We start from the raw sequence: 21,287 nt of genomic DNA on the forward strand, positions 1-21,287 counted from the left end.
AAATCATAATGAATCTTTCAAATTGCCGAGCATCGACTTGATACATACTCTGTTGTATAGTTTACTATGAAAGTAAAGAAACGGAGAAAATCGGATGAATAATACAACACCTCGCACGGATCCTCGGATACTGCGCACGCGTCAATTGATTAAAGATGCCGTTATTGAATTGCTTCAGGAAATGGATATCGAGAAGATTTCAGTAAACCGACTGGCGGAACGAGCCACCATCAACCGTGTAACTTTTTATCTGCATTATCGAGACATTCCGGATATGCTGGAAAAGATGGCGGATGAGATGGTTCAGGACATACGTCAGGTAATGAACAGAAACCCGCTGAATCTAAATTCGACAGATGAAGAAGATTTGCTGATTCTGGTGAGAATGCTTGAGCATATTCAGGAACATGCGGAATTTTACAAGGTTATTCTCACATCGCAACAAAGTACAGTCTTCAGGGATCGTCTGCTAAGTGTGATTACGGAAATGATCTCCACACGTTTGGAGAGAGGGGAAAGCGACTCCAATATTTCAACAGAAAATATTCAAAAAGACATTACTATATGGTACGGCTCTTCAGCTTTGATTGGTACGATCATTGCCTGGCTTCGTAAGGACATGCCGTATACACCGCTTTTTCTTGCCCGACAAATTGCTTTACTTCGGTCTCAATATAAAGATGAAAATATGTAAAAGGATATTCCAAAGCCTGTTAACGGCTGAGGGATATCCTTTTTGCTGCCCAATACCTAAATAGAAATAAAATACATTCCATTTCCAAAATTTTGTATAATTATAGTAGCATTGGACTTTGTTCTTCTGATGGTGGTATTCCATTAAGGTGTTTAGCGCGGCTTCTAAATCTGGTTATCGAGGGTTGAAATGAGATGAATAAAATATTGTGGAACTTAATTTTTTTCATAATTAACTTTGTAGTAGCTTATCTCATCTACAATGAATCAAGCTTTGTTAAACCTTTATTGGCAACTGTTACTTTAACGATTTTGCTTAATGTTGCAGATTTAATTAAGAGCAGAATAAAGAAAAGGTGAAATCAATCGCACTGTCCTTAACCGTACCAGCTGGATTATAATAGGTACATATGAGATTAGGGGATGAATACAAGGTGAGAAGGAAAATAATGCTGGCTACTGGATTGGTTGTTATCGTATTAGCAGGGATTTACATGTTTGTGGGAAGCAGCGAAAAAAAAGAATCTACTGAAATCGAGACGCAAAGTATGAAGCAAATGGTCCATGATTTCAGCGTGAGAAACACGGTAGCTGAATCAGCTTCAATTACATCCAAGCAACTGACCGTGACAGACGATGACCCAACCAAATCTGTTACCTACGACCTGCCCAAAGATGAGTTTTTTCTGTCTATCGCACCATACGTTGAGAAGACGCATCCTTGTGCAACCCATAGCTTAACTGGCTGTCAAGGAGAAATGGTAGAGGAAGATTTTAACGTATCTATCGTTGACCTGGATGGTAATTCAATAATGGACAAAACATTAATGAAATCACAGCCTAACGGATTTATTGATTTGTGGCTGCCACGCGACAAAACCTATCGCATAACGATTGAGCATGATGGGAAAATAGCGGAGTCCGAAGTTTCCACGTTTGAGAGCGATGACACTTGCCTCACAACAATGCAGTTACATTGATTAAGAATAAGTAGCCTGTCTATAGACAGGCTACTGTTGTGTGCTTTTATGTGTACCAAAGAAAAGAGATTCCACAAACTCCAATCCTTGGTATAATTGTTTCATAACGAGATGGCCGTGATAAAATCATGTAGTCCTAAGAACTTAAGAAGAGGTGTTAATTCCTTGAAGAAACTACAAAAGCAACTACCGCTTCTCTGGTTGTTGTCTATTCCGTTGATAGGTATTTTGTACACTTTGCAGAACCATGTAAGACCAGTAGTGCATGTGCTGTCGACGCAGTTTGATCGTGCTACCCCGTTCATACCTTTTTTCTCTGTTTTTTATTTCATTTGGTATCCATTTATATTTATCACGCTTTATTTGATTCTCCAACAGAGAAGATCCGCATATTACCAGACGCTCGCCGCTGTATGTTTTGGGATACTGGTGGCTAATTTCACTTTTCTTATATTTCCCACCTATGTTCCTCGACCTCAATTAGGGTCAGGATGGAACTTTTTTGTACCGATAACCTACAGGTTGGATGAACCGTATAATGGGTTTCCAAGCATCCATGTGCTCACTTGTTATCTAATGCTGCGGGGGGCGGCAATTTTGCCCAAAAGGTCTAGTTGGGCTGTATCTATCATGGCTTGTCTAATCATTCTGTCGACGCTGTTCATTAAACAGCATGTTATCGCAGATATGGCGGCCGGTATAGCTTTAGGTGAAATCGTCTTCCGAATGACCGGGCGGCTTATCAAAGAACGACAACAGCCATTAACCCAGGATTCAGTTGTCGAGTTATGACTATTTCATAACCAAATTTTAATATTTACATGATACAATGATTATGAGCGCATAGTTAACATCTAAAAGTACATATGTGGTATGAACATGGTTCACTTTATTGATGAATATACTAAAGATGTAATTACATATATCTTATTATATCAATGAATTAGTGGTCTATTATAGGAGGAAAAATGAATGAAGATTCTAATAACAACTGATACCTATTCCCCTATAATAAATGGAGTTGTTACTTCGATAAAAAATCTTTATAAAGAATTGAAAGCTAATGGACATGAGGTAAAGATCATGACCTTATCACATACGGGTGTTGAGATGGTAGATGGAGATGTGTATTACCTAAAGTCTATTCGTATTGGCGTTTATCCGGATGCCAGAGTTAAGGTCCCCCTATATAATAAGCTCATAAAAGAAGTCATTAAGTGGGGTCCGGATGTTATCCATTCACAAACCGAATTTTCAATGATGATCGTGTCTAAACATATTTCAAATAAATTGAAAATTCCGCACATGCATACCTATCACACCTTGTACGAAAATTATTTGGATTATTTATTTGGTGGAATTATCAATAAAAATATATCAGCAAAAATTACCAAGAGAATTTTAAGTAATCTAAATATTGTTATAGCTGCAACGAATAAAACTAAAGACACACTTTTGAGTTATGGAATAGACAGACCTATTTATGTTATACCCACAGGAATAGAATTGAGTAAATTCCAACGAAAATTATCAGCAGAAGATAAACAAAAGATAATGTCGGAGTTGAAAATTAGTCCGGATGACCGAATAATCGGCTATGTTGGAAGAATAGCAGAAGAGAAAAACATAAGTGAAATTCTAATGCTTTTACCGGATGTTATCAAGAAAAATAAAAATGTGAAGCTTTTAATTGTAGGCGGTGGGCCGTATTTGGATCACTTAAAAGATCTAGTGAAGACCCTGCACTTAGAAGGAAATGTTATTTTTACGGGTATGATTAGTGCAGACGAAGTATATAAATATTATAAAATATCGGAAATATTTGTGAATGCATCGACCAGCGAAACTCAGGGATTAACTTTTATAGAGGCATTAAGCAGTGGCTGCCCAGTAGTGTGTAAATATGATGCTTGCATCGATGGAGTAATTGTACAGGGGAGTAATGGATATTCTTATAAGGAGCAGGACAAATTCACATCTTATATTAATGAAATACTGGAAAACCCGTCTTTAAGACAAAGAATGAGCGTCCAAGCTGTTATTAAAGCTAATGAATATTCCAGTAGCATTTTTGCAAATAAAGTATTGGATAAATATTCGAGTATGACATACGCCAATAAAGAAGCCAATATCCCCTTGGTAGATTACATGAATCCTAAGATCCAGAAGAGATAAGTTCTGGTTTAAGCTATTGCCGGGAGATAAAGGCCATGGCTTTTTTTAAAATATAAGAATTTATATGCTTCACGCAATAACTTATCCTTATATTTCTCGAAGAAACGGTACCGTCCATATTAAGGACGGCGAAGCCGTTTCATCTTACGGTCTTTTTTTTGCATTGGGTAGTACTAGCGTAAATATACCGCCTATAGCTATAGTGGAGTAATAAGTTAATACTCGCCATACAAAGATGGCTGTCAAAATGGTGCTTGCATCAAAAAACATATTGTATATTAAATAAAACCCTCCTTCTGCACCTCCTGCAGCACCTGGAAGAGGGATTATTGCCATGAAATTTGTTAAAAAGATTTGGGCACTAATCAAGGTCCATATATCAGCGGTATTAAGCCCAAAGCTCCGATAAATACAGTAAGGGATACTGAAAAAAGCTAAATATTGAAGAAAGGTGAAGAGAGATGCATAAATGCACATTTTTATATGCTTAGCGATTAAGAAGGCATTTTCATGGAAATTTTCTAGTTCAATCTCAATTTTGTTGTAAGTGGCTTCCGTATTCTTCATTAGTCTAGTCTTCTTTAATACCTTGAAAATAAGGGTTAATATACTTTTTGTCAGCTTGCTATTCAGAGAGAACATTACGGCAAATACCATTATGATAACATGGATAGAAAGCCCCAAAATACAAAGATAGGGGAAATAATCGACCCTGGAGTTAAAATAATGAAATTTAAACAAAAAGGCCAAAATTAGAATTAGGATGTTTATGAATTGATGGATCATAAATTTTATCATTAAAATAGAACCGGCCATCCCAGCCGGGATTTCATTCTCTGTCATTGCATAGAGCTGAGCGGGATTACTTCCGGCTGAAAAGGGTGAAATCGCGCCAAAAAACAAGCCGGTCATTTGAAATTTAATGGAGCGAACAAGTAGATTTTTTATATTATATAACTTTTTAGTTATTACATATAAGCTTAACATTTCGAAGAACCAAAACAGGAGCATACATGTAACGGCCAATATAATCCAAGAGGTATCTAATGTTTTGATTTCTTGTACCAGCGAATGTAAGCCTTTAGTGAAAAAGAAAAACGACAAAAAGATACATGCCGTAACGATTACCATGATTAAACTGAATATTTTTTTTTTCATTTGCGTAACTCCTAAATTCTTTTCTGTTGATCAATATCGTCATAGAACTGCTTCCATAATTTTAATACATGTTGTTTGGAATAATACTCGTGACATTGCCAGGAGTTATTGGACCATTGATCATAGTCTTCCCCTTTATGCTGCATAGAATTTATGATTTGGACGAAATCCGCGATGTTATCACCCTTTAAATAGTAATCAAATAAAATATTGTGATATAAATCCAAGTCTCTTAAGAGCACAGGGATTTTTAAGGCTATAGCTTCAAGAATGGACATTGGAAATAGTTCATTAAAGGAGGGCAAAAACATTAAGTCACAAACATTATAAATGTCATTCATTTCTTCTCGCGTAATGATCCCTATAAAATTAACGTTCTCCGGTGGATTTTCAATAATTAGTTTCAGTTCTTTATATCCTTCCGTTATGGAACCGAAAGAAAAACCACCTGCCCATATAAACTGAACTTGTGGAAGATTTTTGGCAACCTCGACAAAATCCAATATGCCCTTTCTGGTTTGAACCTGGCCGACACCTAGGACAACAAACTTGTCTAGTGGAATAGCGTATTTTTGTTTGACGGGAATGATTTGTTTCTCAGGATATTTATAAAAACGCTCTTCAGAAACATAATTGGGTATGTACGTTACTTTTTTCTCATCGATGTTATATGTTTTCAGTACCTCAATGAAATAGGGATTGACCACAACAATATGATCAACAGATTTATAGAACCAAATCATGTATGTATAAAATATTTTCTTAGCAAAAGTAGGCAGTTTTAAACTTTCTTCGATAGTTTCAGGCACAAAATGAACATAGGCTACGGTTGTACCCGATCGTTTGAAGAATGGGATGCTCAGAAAAAATTTAAGATCTATAGTATGGTAGTGATTAATATCGCCGGCTTTAAACTGATTTTTAGTCACTTTATAATGGTCCTGAAGTTCGGTTTCAATCAAATTCACTTGTTCGATGTACGCAGATAGAACCCCTTGAGCTTTTACCTTGTGTGCTGAAGATAGCATATTAATAGTTGGCATGCTTGCCCTCCGTCTGATCCATTTTTACCTACATGTGTTAATTTCATACCTCTATATAATAAGGCATTCGGAGAGTTAGTCCCTGGAAACATGTTACACTATAAACAACATTTACTGCAAACAACGCTAACCTATATACTAGCATCCCAATCACGTAGAGCTTCCTGAGAAGGAGGCTCTTTTTTCTGATCTGTGTAACATTTGCATGAATGTCAAATTAGAAGTGACGGCAGTCACATGAGCTATCTTGTGATCCATCTATACTTTGCCCATGAGAATTAGGGGTAGAAGAGGAGGGATTGTGTCATGACCGGAGCGGAATTGCTGGTACAGGTATTGCTGGAAAAAGAGGTGGATACGATCTTTGGGTATCCTGGGGGGGCAGTGCTACCGGTGTATGATGCCTTGTTCGATTGCAAGAGCATTCGGCATATCCTGGTCCGGCACGAACAGGCTGCTGTGCATGCAGCGGACGGATATGCAAGGGCAACGGGCAGGGTGGGCGTATCGCTTGTAACCAGCGGCCCTGGTGCTACTAATGCCATAACAGGCATCGCTACGGCATTCATGGATTCTGTACCCTTGATCATTCTTACTGGACAGGTTCCAACCGGTATGATTGGCCTGGACAGCTTCCAGGAGGTTGATATATATGGGATGACTATGTCGATCACCAAACATAATTATTTGGTCATGAACAAGGCGGATTTGCCGCGTATCCTCAATGAAGCCTTTCATCTGGCGACGACAGGACGCCCGGGTCCAGTGCTGATCGATCTGCCTAAAGATGTCATGATGGACAACACTCCGCTGTTACCAGAGTCTACTGATGCTAGAGCGTCTGTCTCGATACGTGGATATAAAGCAGAATGGAAGTTCAGTGCGGCGAAGCTGGATCTAATGGCAGAGAAAATCCGCAATGCGCGGCGGCCGCTGTTCTTGATTGGTGGAGGGTGTATGGCAGGAGCAACCCCAGCCTTGCTGCATGAGCTTGCTGTCCGCTTCGATCTGCCGGTGGCCTCTACACTAATGGGCATTGGCGCATTTCCATCACGGCATCCGCTGCAGTTAGGGATGGTAGGGATGCATGGAACGGTGGCGGCGAACCGCGCTGTGCAAGCGGCCGATGTTCTACTCTGCCTAGGAGTAAGATTCAGTGACCGGGTGACGGGGAAACGTGGGGTATACTCACCGGATTCCTTTAAAATTCAGGTGGACATAGATGAAGCTGAATTTGATAAAAATATCGAGGTTGATCTTACGCTCAATAGTCCGATCGCCCCTGTGCTGCAGGGAATGCTTGACCGCTTATCGGAGGGCAGCCATCCCGAATGGCAAGCTCAGATTGGTGGTTGGAGCAGACGCCCCGTCCAGCCCCAGCCTGTTAATCGCGAGGGCAAACTCACACCTCAGGAGGTCATACACTGCATTGATAAGGCAACGGTTGCGGATGCCATCATTTCCACAGATGTGGGTCAACATCAGATCTGGACGGCCCATCACTACAACTTTAAAGAGCCGCGATCCTTTCTAACCTCAGGTGGACTCGGCACCATGGGGTATGGTTTCCCGGCAGCAATTGGTGCAGCTGTAGCTTTTCCCGATAGACAGGTCGTATGTATTAGTGGGGATGGAAGCTTTCAGATGAATATGCAGGAGATCATGACTGCTGTTGATCTGCAGCTTAATGTGAAGGTAGTTATTCTAAAGAATGGGTATTTAGGAATGGTGCGGCAATGGCAGGAGCTTTTCTTAAACCGAAGATACTCGTCAGTGCGTATCAGCTCACCCGACTTTGCTGCTCTTGCCGCGTCTTTTGGTGCCCAAGGCTATCGAGCAAGCACCATGGACGAGGCGGTGGCAGTCATCGAGCGTGCTCTGAATACCGAGGGGCCGGCTATCATGGAATTCGATGTGATCGAGGAAACGAATGTCTATCCAATCGTTCCCCCCGGCGTAAGTAATCTGGAATGTATTGAGGAGTAGTGAAAGGAGCGTAATTCTAAATGAAGATAGAACTAAACGCACTAACCACAGAAAGATTAAGAGAGAGTCTTGGCGGCCAAACTGGATATTTCAAACTGTTTTTTGACACTGAAGGTTGTGGCTGCAATGGTGTCATTGTCATCCTGATAGTCAGCAAACCGGATATTACTGATATTGAAGTACAAATAGAGCCTTTTTCATTTCTTGTCGACCGACAGCAAGCGGATTTATTTGATGAATCAATGCGACTTGTTGCTGATGAGAATTATCCATCATATAAGTTAGTTAGCGATTCCGCATTATTCAGCACTAATATCCGAACAAGAGATATTCGTTAAGCTATATCCATATTTCCTATTTCTGTTTGCTAGGCACAACCATCACAGGACAGTTCGCCCGGTAAAGGACGCCTTGACTCACACTGCCGAGTACACTGCCCACGAAAGCACTATGCCCGCGTGATCCCATAACGATGCAGCGGATCTGCTGGTGTTCAGCTTCTTTAAAGATTTCGTCTTGGGCAAAACCTATCAATAGCTTCGTTTCGAATTCGATACCGGATTCTTCTAGAAGGCGGACTCCTGAAGTTATAGCTTCTTCATATAATGCTTGTTGGTAGTCCCTCATATCCGAATCGTTGAAAAAAACCTTGGTATGGGGAGTAGTGAATTTCGACTGAACATTTAGCAATAGAATCTTTTCCTTATATTTCTGCGCCATTTCGATGGCAACGCGCAAAGCTTCCCGCGCACTATCAGAGTTATCAAACGGTACAATAATATGTTGTCTCATAACGGTCCCCCCTCGATTTATTCTCGCTGTATGGTTAGAGATGTCCTTCTAATATCTATTGTATCAGTAATTCCTCTACTTATAAAGCGCTTTCATAATCCTGCGTCAGTTTATAGCTTCTCCGGATTAATAATTCAAAAATTTGATTTCAATCCTCTTTACAAAAGCTAGAGAGGAATACAATCAATTTGTAGATAAACATTATTTCAGGAGGTTATGAAGATGGAAGCAGGATTTGAAATTGCGAAGGATATTTACTGGGTAGGCAAAATAGATAAGCGTGAGGTGCCTTTCCACCGGCTTCTCTTGACTAAAGGCACTACGTACAACTCCTATTTGCTGAAGACTGGCAAGCCGACAGTCATTGATACCGTGGATATGGAATTTGGAAGAGAATATGCAGAGCGTATAGCTGAGTTAATAGATCCGCTGGATATTCAGTACATTGTTATCAACCATACGGAACCTGATCACTCCGGCGGTTTAGCTGCTCTCGCCTCCAAAGCTACGAATGCCACCATTGTCTGCACGGAAATTGCCGTGCCAGAGATTCAACAAATGTACAAGCTGCAGCATCGCGATTTTCTCGTGGTGAAGGATGGCGATCAGCTGGATATCGGCGGGAAGACACTCCTGTTCAAAGAGACTCCGTATCTCCATACGGAAGAAACAATGATCACTTACTGTATCGAGGATAAAATATTATTTCCCTGTGATATCTTCAGCACACATGTGGCAGTGAACCAGCTATTCGCTGATGAAGCCGGATATGACATCACGGAGGATTATATCGGTTATTATCAGGCCATCATTCATCCTCACAGAAGATATGTGCGGACATTGATGGATGCAGTCAAGGATTTGGAGATAGACATGATAGCCCCTTCCCACGGATTTATTCTGCGGAATGATATTGCTAAGTATATTGACCTTTATGCAACGCTCAGTTCCGAGACGACCGAAGGCAAGAAAGTCGCCATTGTCTATGTAACGATTAAGAATAATACCAAGAAAATGGCTCATATTCTCCGGGATTCTTTTCTGGAAAACAATATTGAGGTTGAACTGTGGGACGCAGACAAGGCTGAAGAGCAGGATATCCTGAACAGCATTGCCGCGGCTGACGCGGTATTCATCGGAAGTTCGACCAAATATGCCGATATGACCGGGAATTTGGAAAGCATTTTACGTAAGCTGGAGACTTTGAACCTGGATGGAAAGCTGGCAGCAGCCTTTGGTTCCTACGGTTGGAGTGGGGAAGCGATTGAAGTCGTGCAGGACTATCTGAATGGAACTAAGATGACAGTACAAAGCACTTCGCATGTAATCAAAACCACAGGCATGACTCATGTGGAGTTTCCTATACGTGTTCGCTTCTCTCCTAAAGAGGATGAACAAATTCGCAAGATCAAAAACGCTGCCGAATTCGTTTCTGATCTCCTGCTCAGTGCCATTTAAACAATCGAAGAGAAAGAGGAGATATCGATGACGGAGAAACATTATGTTATTGTCGGCAGCGGGGTTGCCGCCGTACATGCGGCCAAAGCCATCAGGGATCAGGACGGGGAAGCGGTTATCTCTATTTTTGGGGAGGAAAATACTCTTCCATATAATAGAATCAAACTTTCCAAGGGATTGTTCACAGATTTGCATAGTGAGAAGGTATTAATCAAGAAGGAAAAATGGTATCAGACGAACAACATTAAGGTCCAACACGGCACAACCATCACTGCGATTGATCCCAAGGATAAAATAGTGGTAACTGCAGACGGACAGGACGTTGCCTACCACCGATTACTTCTGTGTACAGGGGCAAGTAACCGGAAGTTGCCAATGGCCGGAACTATGCTGCGCAATGTCCATAATATCAGGGATTTAAACGATGCAGATCAGCTCAAAGATAGTTTAGTGAGTGGAGATCGTATCTGTGTAATCGGCGGTGGTGTGCAGGGGGTAGAAACTGCCTGGTCCTTTATCGAAGCTGGTTATCCGGTAACGATTGTGGAAGCAGCACCGCGGCTCATGGGCCGACAGCTGGATGAGCAGGCTTCTAATCTAATGTTGCAAAAGATCCTCGAGTTCGGAGCTAATGTCCAGCTGGGACAAGGTGTTAAATGTATTACCGGAATCGATTGTGTTCAGGGTGTAGAACTGGAGGATGGTTCCATTCTGCCTTGTGAGCATGTTGTTTACTCGATAGGAATTGTACCAAAGACGTCTCTTGCCGGCCAAGCAGGCATTGAGGTACAGGGTGGTATTCTTGTGAATGAGAACATGCAGACGAGTGATCCCTCTGTGTATGCCGCAGGCGACGCTGCAGAATTTCAGGGTCGGGTAGAAGGGTTGTGGGGAGGAGCGATGGAGCAAGGGAGAATTGCTGGAATGAATATGACTGGCAGCCCTGTTGCCTATGAGCGCGCGGTTCCTGTCACTTTGTTCAATGCTTTTGAAATGTACCTGTTCTCTATCGGTCAAGTGGACGAACAGCAATGTGACACTAGTGTGGTCCCTACGGACAGTGAGCCGTATACGCGTATCTTTATTAAGGATGGCTTAATTGCGGGAGTGATTTCATTTCAAGGTGTGGCCGCTTCGCTACCCTATAAGACAGCTATTGAACAAGGAATCAAGTACGACACATTCAATAATAAGGAGAGCTAACCATGACCAAATATATATGCCAGCCCTGTGGATATATCTACGATCCAGCAATGGGGGACCCCGACGAAGACGTTGTGCCAGGGACTGCTTTTGAAGATCTGCCTGAGGATTGGGTCTGCCCAGTCTGCGGTGAGGATACCAGCCATTTTGCTCCTGTGGAAGATAAATAGTAAAGCCAGCAAACCATGAAAGAGGTGAGAAGGTTGACAGAAAGTTCCTGCCAATATTCCAAGGACCCCTGTACCCGTAAAGTTCCAATCTTTGCTTCGTTATCTGATGAGGACCTGGCCAAGGTTAGCGCAATGATCAAGCACAGAAAATACAGTAAGGGACAAGCATTGATATTGGAGGAGCAGCCCTCAGATACTTTATATATCATTCAGCAAGGTCAGGTTAAGCTGTTGAAAATTACGCCGCAAGGCAAAGATCAGATTCTGCATATTCTTTCGACAGGTGAATTCTTCGGTGAATTAAATATCTTCAATAGTGATGAATTAAGTAATTTCAGCGCCTATGCACTGAAAAGTACGGAGATCTGTATGCTGACAAAAGACGATATGGAACAACTCATCGAGCAGAACCCGGACATCGCCCTGAAGCTGCTTAAGACCATTACGAAAAGACTGGCTCACACCGAGAATTTGGCGCAAAGCCTGGCTACGAAGGACCCTGAAATTCGCATCGCTTATATGATTCTCGAACTTGGGCACAAATACGGCAAACCGGGCAAGGAACAGATTAAGGTGAAGCTGCCCTTGTCGCGTGAAGAAATGGCGAATTACGTTGGCGTTACGCGCGAAACTATTAGCCGGAAGTTCAGTAAGTTTGAGCAGATGGGTGTGATTGAGATCAACGGCCAACGAGAAATTACGATCCGCGATATGCAGAAGTTGCATGAATATATCGATTAAGTCTTAAGAGTAAGAGAGACAAATCTAGTGATTCAAAACACATAACGGATCATTCAAAGACCTTATACTCAAGTAGTGATAATCATTATCAATGAGTAAAAGGAGATGTTATCTATATGAGTACAATAACAACTGATGAGAAGCCAGCACATCTGTTTCTAGCTTCTCTTGGCAAAACCAGATTACGACCCGGTGGAAAAGCCGCAACGGAAAGAATACTTGAGGCTTGCCACATTACTTCGGATACGCTGCTGCTTGAGGTAGCTCCAAATATGGGAACAACAGCCATTCATATAGCTCAAACCTACGGTTGTGATGTAACCGGAATTGATCTGCATGAACCTAGTATCCTGAAAGCCCGAGAAAATATCAAACAACATGGCTTGGAAAACTCTGTTCGCGTAGAGTTGGGCAATGCGCTTTCGCTTCCCTTTGCGGATGACTCATTCGATGTCGTTATTAATGAAGCCATGCTGTCCATGCTTCCTCTGGAGCAGAAACGCCAAGCTATCCATGAATATATGAGAGTACTAAAGCCAGGGGGGCGGCTGGGCACACATGACTTGTTACTGCGCCTTGACCCGGAGGCTGAAGGCAACCGTGCACGTTTGAATGCGCTTAGGAAATCGCTTTTTGTTAATGCACAGCCCATGACAGAGTCAGCCTGGAGCACCCTTTTTAATGAGGTTGGATTCAGCGAAATTGACGTTCATACAGGCAGTATGACACTGCTGTCCTTAAAGGGACTTATTATAGATGAAGGCTGGGAAGGGACTCTCAAGCTGCTGGGTAATGCCAGCCAGTATGAGTATAGCAAGCAACGTTTATTCGAGCTTATCAGTACTTTTGAAGACAACAACGACTTTTACGGACATATTACATTTGTTGCAACCAAATAATGAAATGGAGGTTTTTCTAATGGAAAAACAAGGGCTACAATCAATCAAAGACTATAATGAGGACAAATTCACGAAACGGATTGTGTTCAAAAGCGGTGAAAGTGTAGTATTTGTACTCAACTTTATGCCAGGACAGGAACTGCCAACCCATCAACATCCAGGGACCGCCGTATTTATTCTTGTGCTTGATGGTGGCGGAACGGTTACGGTAAATGGAGCAGAAACGCTCTTGGTTAAGGATGATGTCATTTCTTGCGAGGGCAACGAGCAGTTCTCTTTCAAGAATACGGGAACTCTTCCTACTAGTCTCTATGTTGTTCTAAGTAAAATCCCCGACGAAAGATATGCCCAGAATATATAAGTGGGTTAGGTGGTGAGATCATGGACCATTTTACTTTTGCGGATATGAAGAAAATTAAGCGCGAGAACTTAGGGGATGTCGTCCCCCTCGAGCTATTTAGAACGATAAGGCTGATTGGTCTCTATCAAGCGCTGCCGGCGAATGGGAAAGCTACGACAGTGACTATAGGCCGGAAAATCGGGGAAGAGCTAGGTGTTACAACAGTTACGGAATTATTCGAGTTATTCGAGAATTTGAAAATAGGCATCCCGACGATTCTTAGCGAAGATGAGAAAGGGATGACGGTTGCCGTACATGACTGCTTCTGTGAAGGCTTGCCGGTGATGGAAGGCAAAATGGTCTGCGATCTGGAGGGAGCGATTATGGAAGGCGCTCTCACCAAGATGCGGGGAAAACGTGTCTCCGTCAAGGAAGTAAAGTGTAATGTCCACGGTGATGAGTATTGTGAGTATCAAGTGAGGTACTGAGCTCTCGTCATATTTTGTCGCTAACGTTCATGATTAAGGTGATTGTCCCTATTGTAATCAGGGGGCAGCACCTTTTTTTGTATTTTTTGTCCTATTCATTTTAGGTATCTTTGAAAGCGTTCTTTTGATATATGACTTGAGTTCTTCGGAGGTCGACTATTTTTGCGCAAGCTACAAGCAGGTTTATGCCTATGCAGACGAAAGAATGAAGAATCTGGCAACAGGCTTAATGCAGCAAATGTTTAAAAGAGGATGATCCCTACACAAGCAGAACCGATAATGATCATAAGTGGATGGACTTTATATTTGACAATAAGCAGAAAAGCCGCAGCACTAATCAATAGTGTAGCAATAGATGTCCAATGGAGAATAGAATCTGCTGGATTGGAGAATCCAAAATGAATGGCAGCATATAAAATTAATGCGGTAATAATCGGCCGCAAACCATAGAAGGAGGCCTTGACCCAAGGATTGGAATGGATTTTGTAAAAAAATGCAGCAATCAGAATAACTACAATGAGAGAAGGAAGAATAATTCCGCTCGTAGCAGCTATAGCTCCCGATAAGCCGGCCGTATTATAGCCAATCAGCGTAGCGGTATTCGTGGCAATTGATCCCGGAGACATACCGGAGAGCGAAACGATCCGTTGAAACTCTTCGGGAGTGAGCCAGCTGTAGCGATACACTTCATATTGAATCATAGAAATGACCGCATAACCCCCTCCGAAGGACAGAATTCCGATTTTCATAAACGATATAAACAGCTGCCATAGTAACAAAGAGTCCACCCCTAAATATAATATTCAATTACACCCGAAACAGCGCTGCCGTTCACTGATTCTTTCTCCGTTATAACGTTCATTCCGAGCTGTTGCTTCGCATAGATAATGATAATGCCTAAAGCTAGCCCCATCATAATCATAAAAATAGGATTCCATCCGGTCAGTAGTAGCATTAGCAGTGATCCTAAGGCTAGAATTATGGTGGCTAGGTCAAATAGTGCAACTTTACCCATCTTGTAAGCAGCAACCGCGATCAATCCAATTACGGCACCGTTGATGCCTTTAAAGGCAGATTGCATTTTTGGCTCATTTTGAACAAGTGAATAAACAACGCTGAGCATATAAATAATCAAAAAGGTTGGAAGCGTAATCCCTAATACGGCAGCAATAGCACCTGGGATTTTCCCCATACGGTAACCGATGAATGCGGAGGAGTTTACGCCAACCCCCCCTGGAGCAGAGCCTGCAAGGGACAAAAGATCACTCATCTCCTGCTCGTCGATCCACTTACGCTTCTCTACCACCTCACGATCAATTATTGCCAGCATTGCATATCCGCCTCCGAAGGTGGAGGGACCAATTTTAAAGAAAATCCAGAACAAATCCCATAACATGACCAGTTTACTTTTAAATTCATTTCGCATGGTGGATTTCTCTCCCGAGTAGTATTTGTTGTAGGGAAAACCTTTCAAAAGAATTAGCTATTTCAGTATTTAGTATAGCATCTTTTTACCAAAACGAAATTAACTTTTATTGAGTTTAAGTATTAGTATTCCTTGTACGACTAAAAAGACTATTATTGATGAATATTATGATTATTCACATCGAAAATATAGGAATTAAAAAACAATATTCTCAAGTTTACTCCATATTGGTAAAAAGTCGGCTGCTAGCATTTTTGGATATTAACAGATATAATGAAATTGATATCCGATAAGAATAATGCGAATAAATGGAGCGGTCATATGAGCAAACCTAGTCTAGCGGCTTCCACAACAAAAAAAGCGATTTATGAACGAATCGCCCGTCAAAGGGATGTTCCCAAGGCGGAGCTGATGGATGAATTTAGGATGACCAGCAGTAGCCTAACTCGGTTATTGGAAGAAATGACAGATGAAGGCTGGATTGTAGAGGCGGGTTTAGGACAGTCCACCGGGGGCAGGAAACCCATTCTGTATCAGATTAACCCTACACAAAAAGTAATATTCGGGTTGGAGATATCTCGGCTGTATTCTGCGCTGGGCTTATTTGATTTGGAGATGAACACTTTATCTTTCTGTAGATGGACCATGGATGGAGCCATGACCCCTGAGCGTCTGGTTAACTATATAAGTAGCAGTATGGATACAATGCTGGCAGAGCATCATTTGGACAAGAGTAAGGTGGCAGGCATAGGAGTGGGTGCTGTTGGGCCGCTGGACCGTCACAAAGGATATATACTGAACCCGCTTTATTTTCCCGCTGCTGGATGGTCGGACGTGCCAATCTGTGAGTTGCTGGAAAATACAACTGGGATCCGGGCTATACTCGAAAACGGTGCGAATACAGCGTTAATTGGTGAGCATTGGGTGCTACGCAACGATAATATCCAGCATATGCTTTACGTACATGCAGGAACAGGGCTGCGTTCCGCTATGATGTCGAACGGCAATTTGGTACATGGAGCGGTCGACATGGAAGGGTCCATTGGGCAGATGATCATTCAGACGGACGGGCCAAGGCTTCACAATATGGGGAATTATGGAGCACTGGAAGCATTTGCATCTGTTCAAGCATTGGAAAAGCAGGTTAGAGCCCAGCGGAACATGAGAAGAGACAGGCTCACTAGTACGGAAGGACTTGAGTCTGATGTTGTTCATTTTGACATGCTTGTTGAGGCTCTTAACCAAGGCGACCCCTTCATTCATGAGATTTTTACCCAATCGGCGTCTTATATGGGTATAGGGCTGGCGAATCTGATTAATATTCTTCATCCGGAAACGGTTATATTAGGCGGTGCTCTGATTAACGCGCATAGAATTTATTATGATACTGCAATCTCAGTCGCTCAAAAAAATATATATTACTTTCCGGAATATCAACCGACTTTTTCAAAAGGAATACTTCAGGAAAATGCGGTTTCAATGGGAGCGGCCGTTATGGTTTTTAAGCAGCTTCAGATATAATTCAAATATTTATTCCTTTATATTTTAAGATTGCTAGAAAGGTGGACTGCGAATCGCTTCGGTATCCGTTATCGGGATTGCTACAATTGCGGCTTGGATTAATTCCGGCGGCCTGGGGGTTGTGCTCTTTGAAGGACTGTACCAGAACTCGCTTCCCAAAATGCTGTGGGGTACTCTTCTTGTTTCCGCTCTGGCACTGGCAACGAATCTGACACTGTTGAAGATCGAGAAAAAAACGATGCTGCGCGCACGCGGAGAGCACCGTGCCTGATATAATGCAGGTATACAAGCAAGTAAGCAAGCCCAAAAGTATTGGGGTTGTTTTTTTTTCGTTTTGCGCTTTTGTAGGAATCTACTCCTATTAGAGTCTTGAGGGAATTGTTGAAAATAGGAAGTTATGGTGATAGGAAATAAGACCTACGCGCTCTCATAATGAGGGAATAAACAAAATTAATTTTGACAACAGATTTTAAGCTCGAATCTTAGAAGGAGGATTCATATGACTAAAGTATTGATCGTGGATGATGCTGCTTTTATAAGGTCACATCTTAAGTTGTTGCTGGAGAGTAATGGCTTTGAGGTGATTGGGGAAGCTGGAAATGGAAAAGAGGCTCTGGAGAAAATTCGAGTATTGAGACCGGATATCGTTACCCTTGACATAACAATGCCTGAAATGGACGGGATTGAATGTATGGCGGAGATCAATAAAATGGATGATTCCCCTATTATTATTATGATTTCTGCACTAGGACAGGAATTGGCTGTAAAGAAGGCAATGATGAATGGTGCTAACGGATTTATTGTAAAGCCCTACAAAAGTGAAACTGTAATAAAAAGTTTAAATAAGTTCAGAACATAAGTTAATCGAATCTTGTTTGCCCTACATAGCTGCTGGATATTTGTACGCTTTCTGAATGTGCAAAAGTGAAGGAAGAATTAAATCAAACCCTACAAGAGCTATTCGATGTTCAAAATGCCTTGGATGAATCAGCTATTCTAGCCAAAACTGACGAAGAAGGAAACATCACCTATGTGAATGATCTATTCGGGTAACATCGACCATTGTCCCCTCGAAAAAAGCGGGCAAGCCTTTTCAATATACTGCCATTCTAATCAATAATCAGGGTATAGAGATTCCAATAGATGATAGCGCCGCTCCAATCAAAGATAATTATGAGAATATTACTGGTGTTGTGCTCGTTTTCCGTGAAATCATTGAACGTAAGCATTATGAGGAACAATTGAAATATAATGCCTTACATGACATGCTGACCGGATTGCCCAATCGTCGACTTTGTAGAGATCGTCTGACTAGTGACATCATTCATGCTAGATGCAATCAGGAGTGTCTGGCCGTAATGGCACCGGCTACTCTTCGCTAAGTTATCTTAAAAGGTTACCTATTGATACTTTGAAAATTGACCGTTCGTTTATCAATGAAATTGGGTCAAATCATAAAGATTATAAAATACTTTATACTATTATTCAGTTAGCCCGAAATATGGAAATGAATATTATCGCTGAAGGAATTGAGTCTGAACAGCAACAGACAGCACTTTTACGGTTAGGATGTACGGAAGGACAAGGATATTTCTTCTCTAAACCTTTAAACGAAAAAGAATTCAATGAATTCTATTTCAGAGAGCATATCAACGTATAAATCGCCTATTTATTTAAAATTTAATATGTTAAAATCAAGGGGATTTAGAACACATGTATTCATATGAGGAGCTAATATAATGAACATGTATTCTGACCATGATAGTCAAAATGAACTTGATGATATTATTTATGCAATAGACGAATCCTCAATTGTAGCCAAAACGGATGCTAAGGGTGTAATTACCTATGTCAACGATAAATTCTGTGCCATTTCCAAATATACCAAAGAAGAGTTGATCGGCAAAACTCATCGAGTCATTAACTCGGGGTATCATCCCAAGGATTTTTTCGGTGAGATGTGGCAAACCATTGCTCAAGGAAACATCTGGCGAGGGGAAGTTAAGAATAAGACTAAAGACGGTGAGTACTATTGGGTAGATACGACAATTGTTCCTTCTCTGAGAAATGGCAGGCCTTTTCAGTATATTGCCATTCGCTCTGATATTACTGAACGTATGCAAGTGGAGGAAGAATTAAAACAGACTCTAAAAGAGTTGTCTGATATCCAATATGCCTTGGATGAATCAACGATCGTAGCCAAAACAGATGGAAGAGGAATCATCACTTATGTGAATGATCGATTCTGTGAGATTTCTAAATACTCACGAGAAGAATTGATCGGCAAAACTCATCGAGTCATTAACTCCGGGCATCATCCTAAGTCATTTTTCCGCGAGATGTGGCAAACCATCGCGCAAGGGAATATCTGGCGAGGGGACGTTAAGAATAAGGCGAAAGATGGCAGCCACTATTGGGTGACAACAACGATTGTTCCATTCGTAACAGAAGGAGAACCCTTTCAATATATTGCTATTCGTACAGATATTACAGATCAGAAGCGGAATGAAGAATTGCATCGGGATCGTGAAGAATTACTGTCAACGACGCTAAATTGTATTGGTGACGGAATCATTACGACGGATCGATGGGGGAAAGTGACCTTTTTAAATCCGGTTGCCAAGGCTATCACCGGCTGGAGTTTCGAAGATGCAGAAGGCCTGGATATTTCTGATTTGTTCATGCTGATTCATGAGTATTCCAGAGAGCCCGTAGAAAATCCTGTATATAATGCCCTTCGTCAAGGCAAGAGCGTAGGGATTGATATTAATACCCTTCTAATTAATAAAGAGGGTGCAGAGATTCCAATAGATGATAGTGCTGCACCCATTACGGATAGTAATGATAAGGTGATCGGCATTGTTCTTGTATTTCGTGACATGATCGAGCGTAAACGCTACGAAGAGCAATTGAAATATAATGCTTTGCATGACATGCTGACAGGGTTGCCCAATCGCAGGCTTTTTAGAGACCATCTGACCAGTGCCATTATTCATGCTAAGCATAATCAGGAGAGCATTGCTGTCTTGTTTCTCGATTTGGATCGCTTTAAATTTGTGAATGATACCCTAGGTCATGATGTTGGTGATACTCTACTGATCAATACCGCGGATAAGCTATTAAATATTGTGAGTAAGAGGGGCATGGTCTCAAGAATTGGTGGTGATGAATTTACTATTATCCTGGTGAAAATAACGAAAGAAGAAGTTGCCGAAATTGCCGAAAGGATTGTCAGTGTATTCTCACATTCTATTGTCAATAAGGTGGAAGAAATTACGCTCACGTTGAGTATCGGGATTAGTATGTATCCACTCGATGGTGAGGATTTAGAAACGTTAATAAAGAATGCTGATACAGCGATGTACTTTTCCAAAGAAAAGGGCAGAAATCTATACCAGTTCTTTACCTCGGATATGAACGAGATCCTTAATCATAAGCGCATTCTAGAGAACGCTCTAAGTTTCGCGATTGAACGAAATGAACTAGAGCTTTATTTTCAACCCAAATATAATTTGACTACAGGCAGAATTACAGGTGTAGAGGCCTTGAGCCGTTGGAACCATTCAGAAAGGGGGATTATTTCCCCAACCGAATTTATACCCATCGCTGAAGAAACAGGTCTCATTGTTTCCATTGGAGAATGGGTTCTTCATGAAGCTTGCAAACAACTGAAACAATGGGAAAGACAATTTCAATTGTTGTTGCCACTTTCGATTAATCTGTCCAAACGGCAGTTCTATGATAAGAACTTAATCTCAACGATTACACGTATTTTGGAAGAAACCGGTGTGAATCCTCATGATCTGGAGTTGGAAATCACGGAAAGTATTATGGAAAGAGGGGATGAAAGTCTCGTCATATTAAGTCAACTTAAGCAATTGGGCTTCATCATTTCCATGGATGATTTTGGAACAGGTTATTCCTCGTTAAGTTATCTTAAGAAACTTCCCATAGACACCATGAAGATCGACCGCTCTTTTATTAATGAGACAGATACAAATCATATCGATTACAAAATACTGACCACTATTATTCGTTTAGCCCAAAGCATGGAAATGAATATTATCGCCGAAGGCATTGAGTCCGAAATTCAGCAGGCAGCACTTCTACAATTAGGCTGCACGGAAGGGCAAGGTTTTCTTTTCTCCAAGCCTCTGAATGTAGAGGATTTCAATAAATTTTATAATGAAGTGAATATCGGCCGAAGCTAAACT

At 41.5% G+C, this 21,287-nt stretch carries 24 protein-coding genes; 19 read left to right on the forward strand and 5 right to left on the reverse strand.

The features are described 5' to 3' along the window. The first annotated feature begins 94 nt into the window (after positions 1-94). The 4 genes from GJB61_RS04085 (at position 95) to GJB61_RS04100 (ending at position 3,848) form a co-directional block, all read left to right on the forward strand. Positions 95-694 carry a TetR/AcrR family transcriptional regulator gene (locus GJB61_RS04085; protein ID WP_154117151.1) on the forward strand — a complete coding sequence of 200 codons (600 nt, stop codon included), beginning with the start codon at positions 95-97 and terminating at the stop codon, positions 692-694. A gap of 493 nt (positions 695-1,187) precedes the next feature. Beyond that, positions 1,188-1,673, forward strand: a complete 486-nt coding sequence (locus GJB61_RS04090; RefSeq protein ID WP_267490779.1) for a CueP family metal-binding protein — start codon at positions 1,188-1,190, stop codon at positions 1,671-1,673. Between the two features lie 165 nt (positions 1,674-1,838). Next, positions 1,839-2,465 carry a phosphatase PAP2 family protein gene (locus GJB61_RS04095; RefSeq protein ID WP_195724230.1) on the forward strand — a complete coding sequence of 209 codons (627 nt, stop codon included), beginning with the start codon at positions 1,839-1,841 and terminating at the stop codon, positions 2,463-2,465. Between the two features lie 180 nt (positions 2,466-2,645). Then, positions 2,646-3,848, forward strand: coding sequence for a glycosyltransferase family 4 protein (locus GJB61_RS04100; RefSeq protein ID WP_154117154.1), 1,203 nt, complete (start codon positions 2,646-2,648; stop codon positions 3,846-3,848). Positions 3,849-3,992: 144 nt separating this feature from the next. On the opposite strand, the gene GJB61_RS04105 is transcribed toward GJB61_RS04100, so the two are convergent. Both GJB61_RS04105 and GJB61_RS04110 read right to left on the reverse strand, forming a co-directional pair. After that, positions 3,993-5,006: a lysylphosphatidylglycerol synthase transmembrane domain-containing protein gene (locus tag GJB61_RS04105; protein WP_154117155.1), complete on the reverse strand. Its 1,014-nt coding sequence runs from the start codon at positions 5,004-5,006 to the stop codon at positions 3,993-3,995. A gap of 11 nt (positions 5,007-5,017) precedes the next feature. Continuing rightward, positions 5,018-6,049, reverse strand: a complete 1,032-nt coding sequence (locus GJB61_RS04110) for a glycosyltransferase family 4 protein (protein WP_154117156.1) — start codon at positions 6,047-6,049, stop codon at positions 5,018-5,020. A gap of 306 nt (positions 6,050-6,355) precedes the next feature. Here GJB61_RS04110 and ilvB point away from each other — a divergent pair, with 306 nt between their 5' ends. Both ilvB and GJB61_RS04120 read left to right on the forward strand, forming a co-directional pair. Beyond that, positions 6,356-8,035: a biosynthetic-type acetolactate synthase large subunit gene (gene ilvB, locus GJB61_RS04115; protein ID WP_154117157.1), complete on the forward strand. Its 1,680-nt coding sequence runs from the start codon at positions 6,356-6,358 to the stop codon at positions 8,033-8,035. 20 nt (positions 8,036-8,055) lie between these two features. Further along, a complete protein-coding gene (locus GJB61_RS04120; RefSeq protein ID WP_154117158.1) occupies positions 8,056-8,373 on the forward strand; it encodes an iron-sulfur cluster biosynthesis family protein in 318 nt (105 codons plus the stop codon). A 16-nt stretch (positions 8,374-8,389) separates the two neighbouring features. On the opposite strand, the gene GJB61_RS04125 is transcribed toward GJB61_RS04120, so the two are convergent. Then, a complete protein-coding gene (locus tag GJB61_RS04125; RefSeq protein WP_154117159.1) occupies positions 8,390-8,827 on the reverse strand; it encodes a universal stress protein in 438 nt (145 codons plus the stop codon). 222 nt (positions 8,828-9,049) lie between these two features. Here GJB61_RS04125 and GJB61_RS04130 point away from each other — a divergent pair, with 222 nt between their 5' ends. The 7 genes from GJB61_RS04130 (at position 9,050) to GJB61_RS04160 (ending at position 14,126) form a co-directional block, all read left to right on the forward strand. After that, complete coding sequence (locus GJB61_RS04130; RefSeq protein WP_154117160.1) at positions 9,050-10,285, forward strand: FprA family A-type flavoprotein; 1,236 nt, start codon at positions 9,050-9,052, stop codon at positions 10,283-10,285. 27 nt (positions 10,286-10,312) lie between these two features. Continuing rightward, entirely contained in the window at positions 10,313-11,488 is a 1,176-nt protein-coding gene (locus GJB61_RS04135) for an NAD(P)/FAD-dependent oxidoreductase (RefSeq protein WP_154117161.1), read from the forward strand. 2 nt (positions 11,489-11,490) lie between these two features. Beyond that, on the forward strand, positions 11,491-11,658 hold the full coding sequence (gene rd / locus GJB61_RS04140) for a rubredoxin (protein WP_154117162.1): 168 nt from the start codon (positions 11,491-11,493) through the stop codon (positions 11,656-11,658). A gap of 15 nt (positions 11,659-11,673) precedes the next feature. Beyond that, the gene (locus GJB61_RS04145; RefSeq protein ID WP_154117163.1) at positions 11,674-12,399 is read left to right on the forward strand and encodes a Crp/Fnr family transcriptional regulator; all 726 of its coding nucleotides are present in this window, start codon (positions 11,674-11,676) and stop codon (positions 12,397-12,399) included. 116 nt (positions 12,400-12,515) lie between these two features. Then, the gene (locus tag GJB61_RS04150; RefSeq protein WP_154117164.1) at positions 12,516-13,298 is read left to right on the forward strand and encodes a class I SAM-dependent methyltransferase; all 783 of its coding nucleotides are present in this window, start codon (positions 12,516-12,518) and stop codon (positions 13,296-13,298) included. A 19-nt stretch (positions 13,299-13,317) separates the two neighbouring features. Continuing rightward, positions 13,318-13,659 (forward strand): cupin domain-containing protein, encoded by a 342-nt coding sequence (locus GJB61_RS04155; protein ID WP_154117165.1) that lies wholly within the window; start codon positions 13,318-13,320, stop codon positions 13,657-13,659. A gap of 20 nt (positions 13,660-13,679) precedes the next feature. After that, positions 13,680-14,126 carry a V4R domain-containing protein gene (locus GJB61_RS04160; protein ID WP_154117166.1) on the forward strand — a complete coding sequence of 149 codons (447 nt, stop codon included), beginning with the start codon at positions 13,680-13,682 and terminating at the stop codon, positions 14,124-14,126. Positions 14,127-14,368: 242 nt separating this feature from the next. Here the strand turns inward: GJB61_RS04160 and GJB61_RS04165 are convergent, their stop codons facing one another. Both GJB61_RS04165 and GJB61_RS04170 read right to left on the reverse strand, forming a co-directional pair. Then, complete coding sequence (locus tag GJB61_RS04165; protein ID WP_154117167.1) at positions 14,369-14,905, reverse strand: chromate transporter; 537 nt, start codon at positions 14,903-14,905, stop codon at positions 14,369-14,371. 11 nt (positions 14,906-14,916) lie between these two features. Further along, complete coding sequence (locus tag GJB61_RS04170) at positions 14,917-15,552, reverse strand: chromate transporter (protein WP_154117168.1); 636 nt, start codon at positions 15,550-15,552, stop codon at positions 14,917-14,919. Positions 15,553-15,825: 273 nt separating this feature from the next. Between GJB61_RS04170 and GJB61_RS04175 the strand changes: the two genes are divergently transcribed. The 6 genes from GJB61_RS04175 (at position 15,826) to GJB61_RS04200 (ending at position 21,284) form a co-directional block, all read left to right on the forward strand. Beyond that, positions 15,826-17,073, forward strand: a complete 1,248-nt coding sequence (locus GJB61_RS04175) for an ROK family protein (RefSeq protein ID WP_338115660.1) — start codon at positions 15,826-15,828, stop codon at positions 17,071-17,073. A gap of 121 nt (positions 17,074-17,194) precedes the next feature. Then, positions 17,195-17,344, forward strand: a complete 150-nt coding sequence (locus tag GJB61_RS31090; RefSeq protein ID WP_195724231.1) for a hypothetical protein — start codon at positions 17,195-17,197, stop codon at positions 17,342-17,344. Between the two features lie 228 nt (positions 17,345-17,572). Continuing rightward, entirely contained in the window at positions 17,573-17,932 is a 360-nt protein-coding gene (locus GJB61_RS04185) for a response regulator (protein WP_154117170.1), read from the forward strand. Positions 17,933-17,997: 65 nt separating this feature from the next. Then, positions 17,998-18,126: a hypothetical protein gene (locus tag GJB61_RS32125; protein ID WP_267490771.1), complete on the forward strand. Its 129-nt coding sequence runs from the start codon at positions 17,998-18,000 to the stop codon at positions 18,124-18,126. Between the two features lie 280 nt (positions 18,127-18,406). Then, complete coding sequence (locus GJB61_RS04195; RefSeq protein WP_154117172.1) at positions 18,407-18,733, forward strand: EAL domain-containing protein; 327 nt, start codon at positions 18,407-18,409, stop codon at positions 18,731-18,733. 79 nt (positions 18,734-18,812) lie between these two features. Continuing rightward, positions 18,813-21,284, forward strand: a complete 2,472-nt coding sequence (locus tag GJB61_RS04200) for an EAL domain-containing protein (protein WP_154117173.1) — start codon at positions 18,813-18,815, stop codon at positions 21,282-21,284. The last annotated feature ends 3 nt before the right edge of the window (positions 21,285-21,287 follow it).

The sequence above is a fragment of the Paenibacillus monticola genome (assembly GCF_009664975.1).
GTDB classification, from domain to species: domain Bacteria; phylum Bacillota; class Bacilli; order Paenibacillales; family Paenibacillaceae; genus Paenibacillus_AQ; species Paenibacillus_AQ monticola.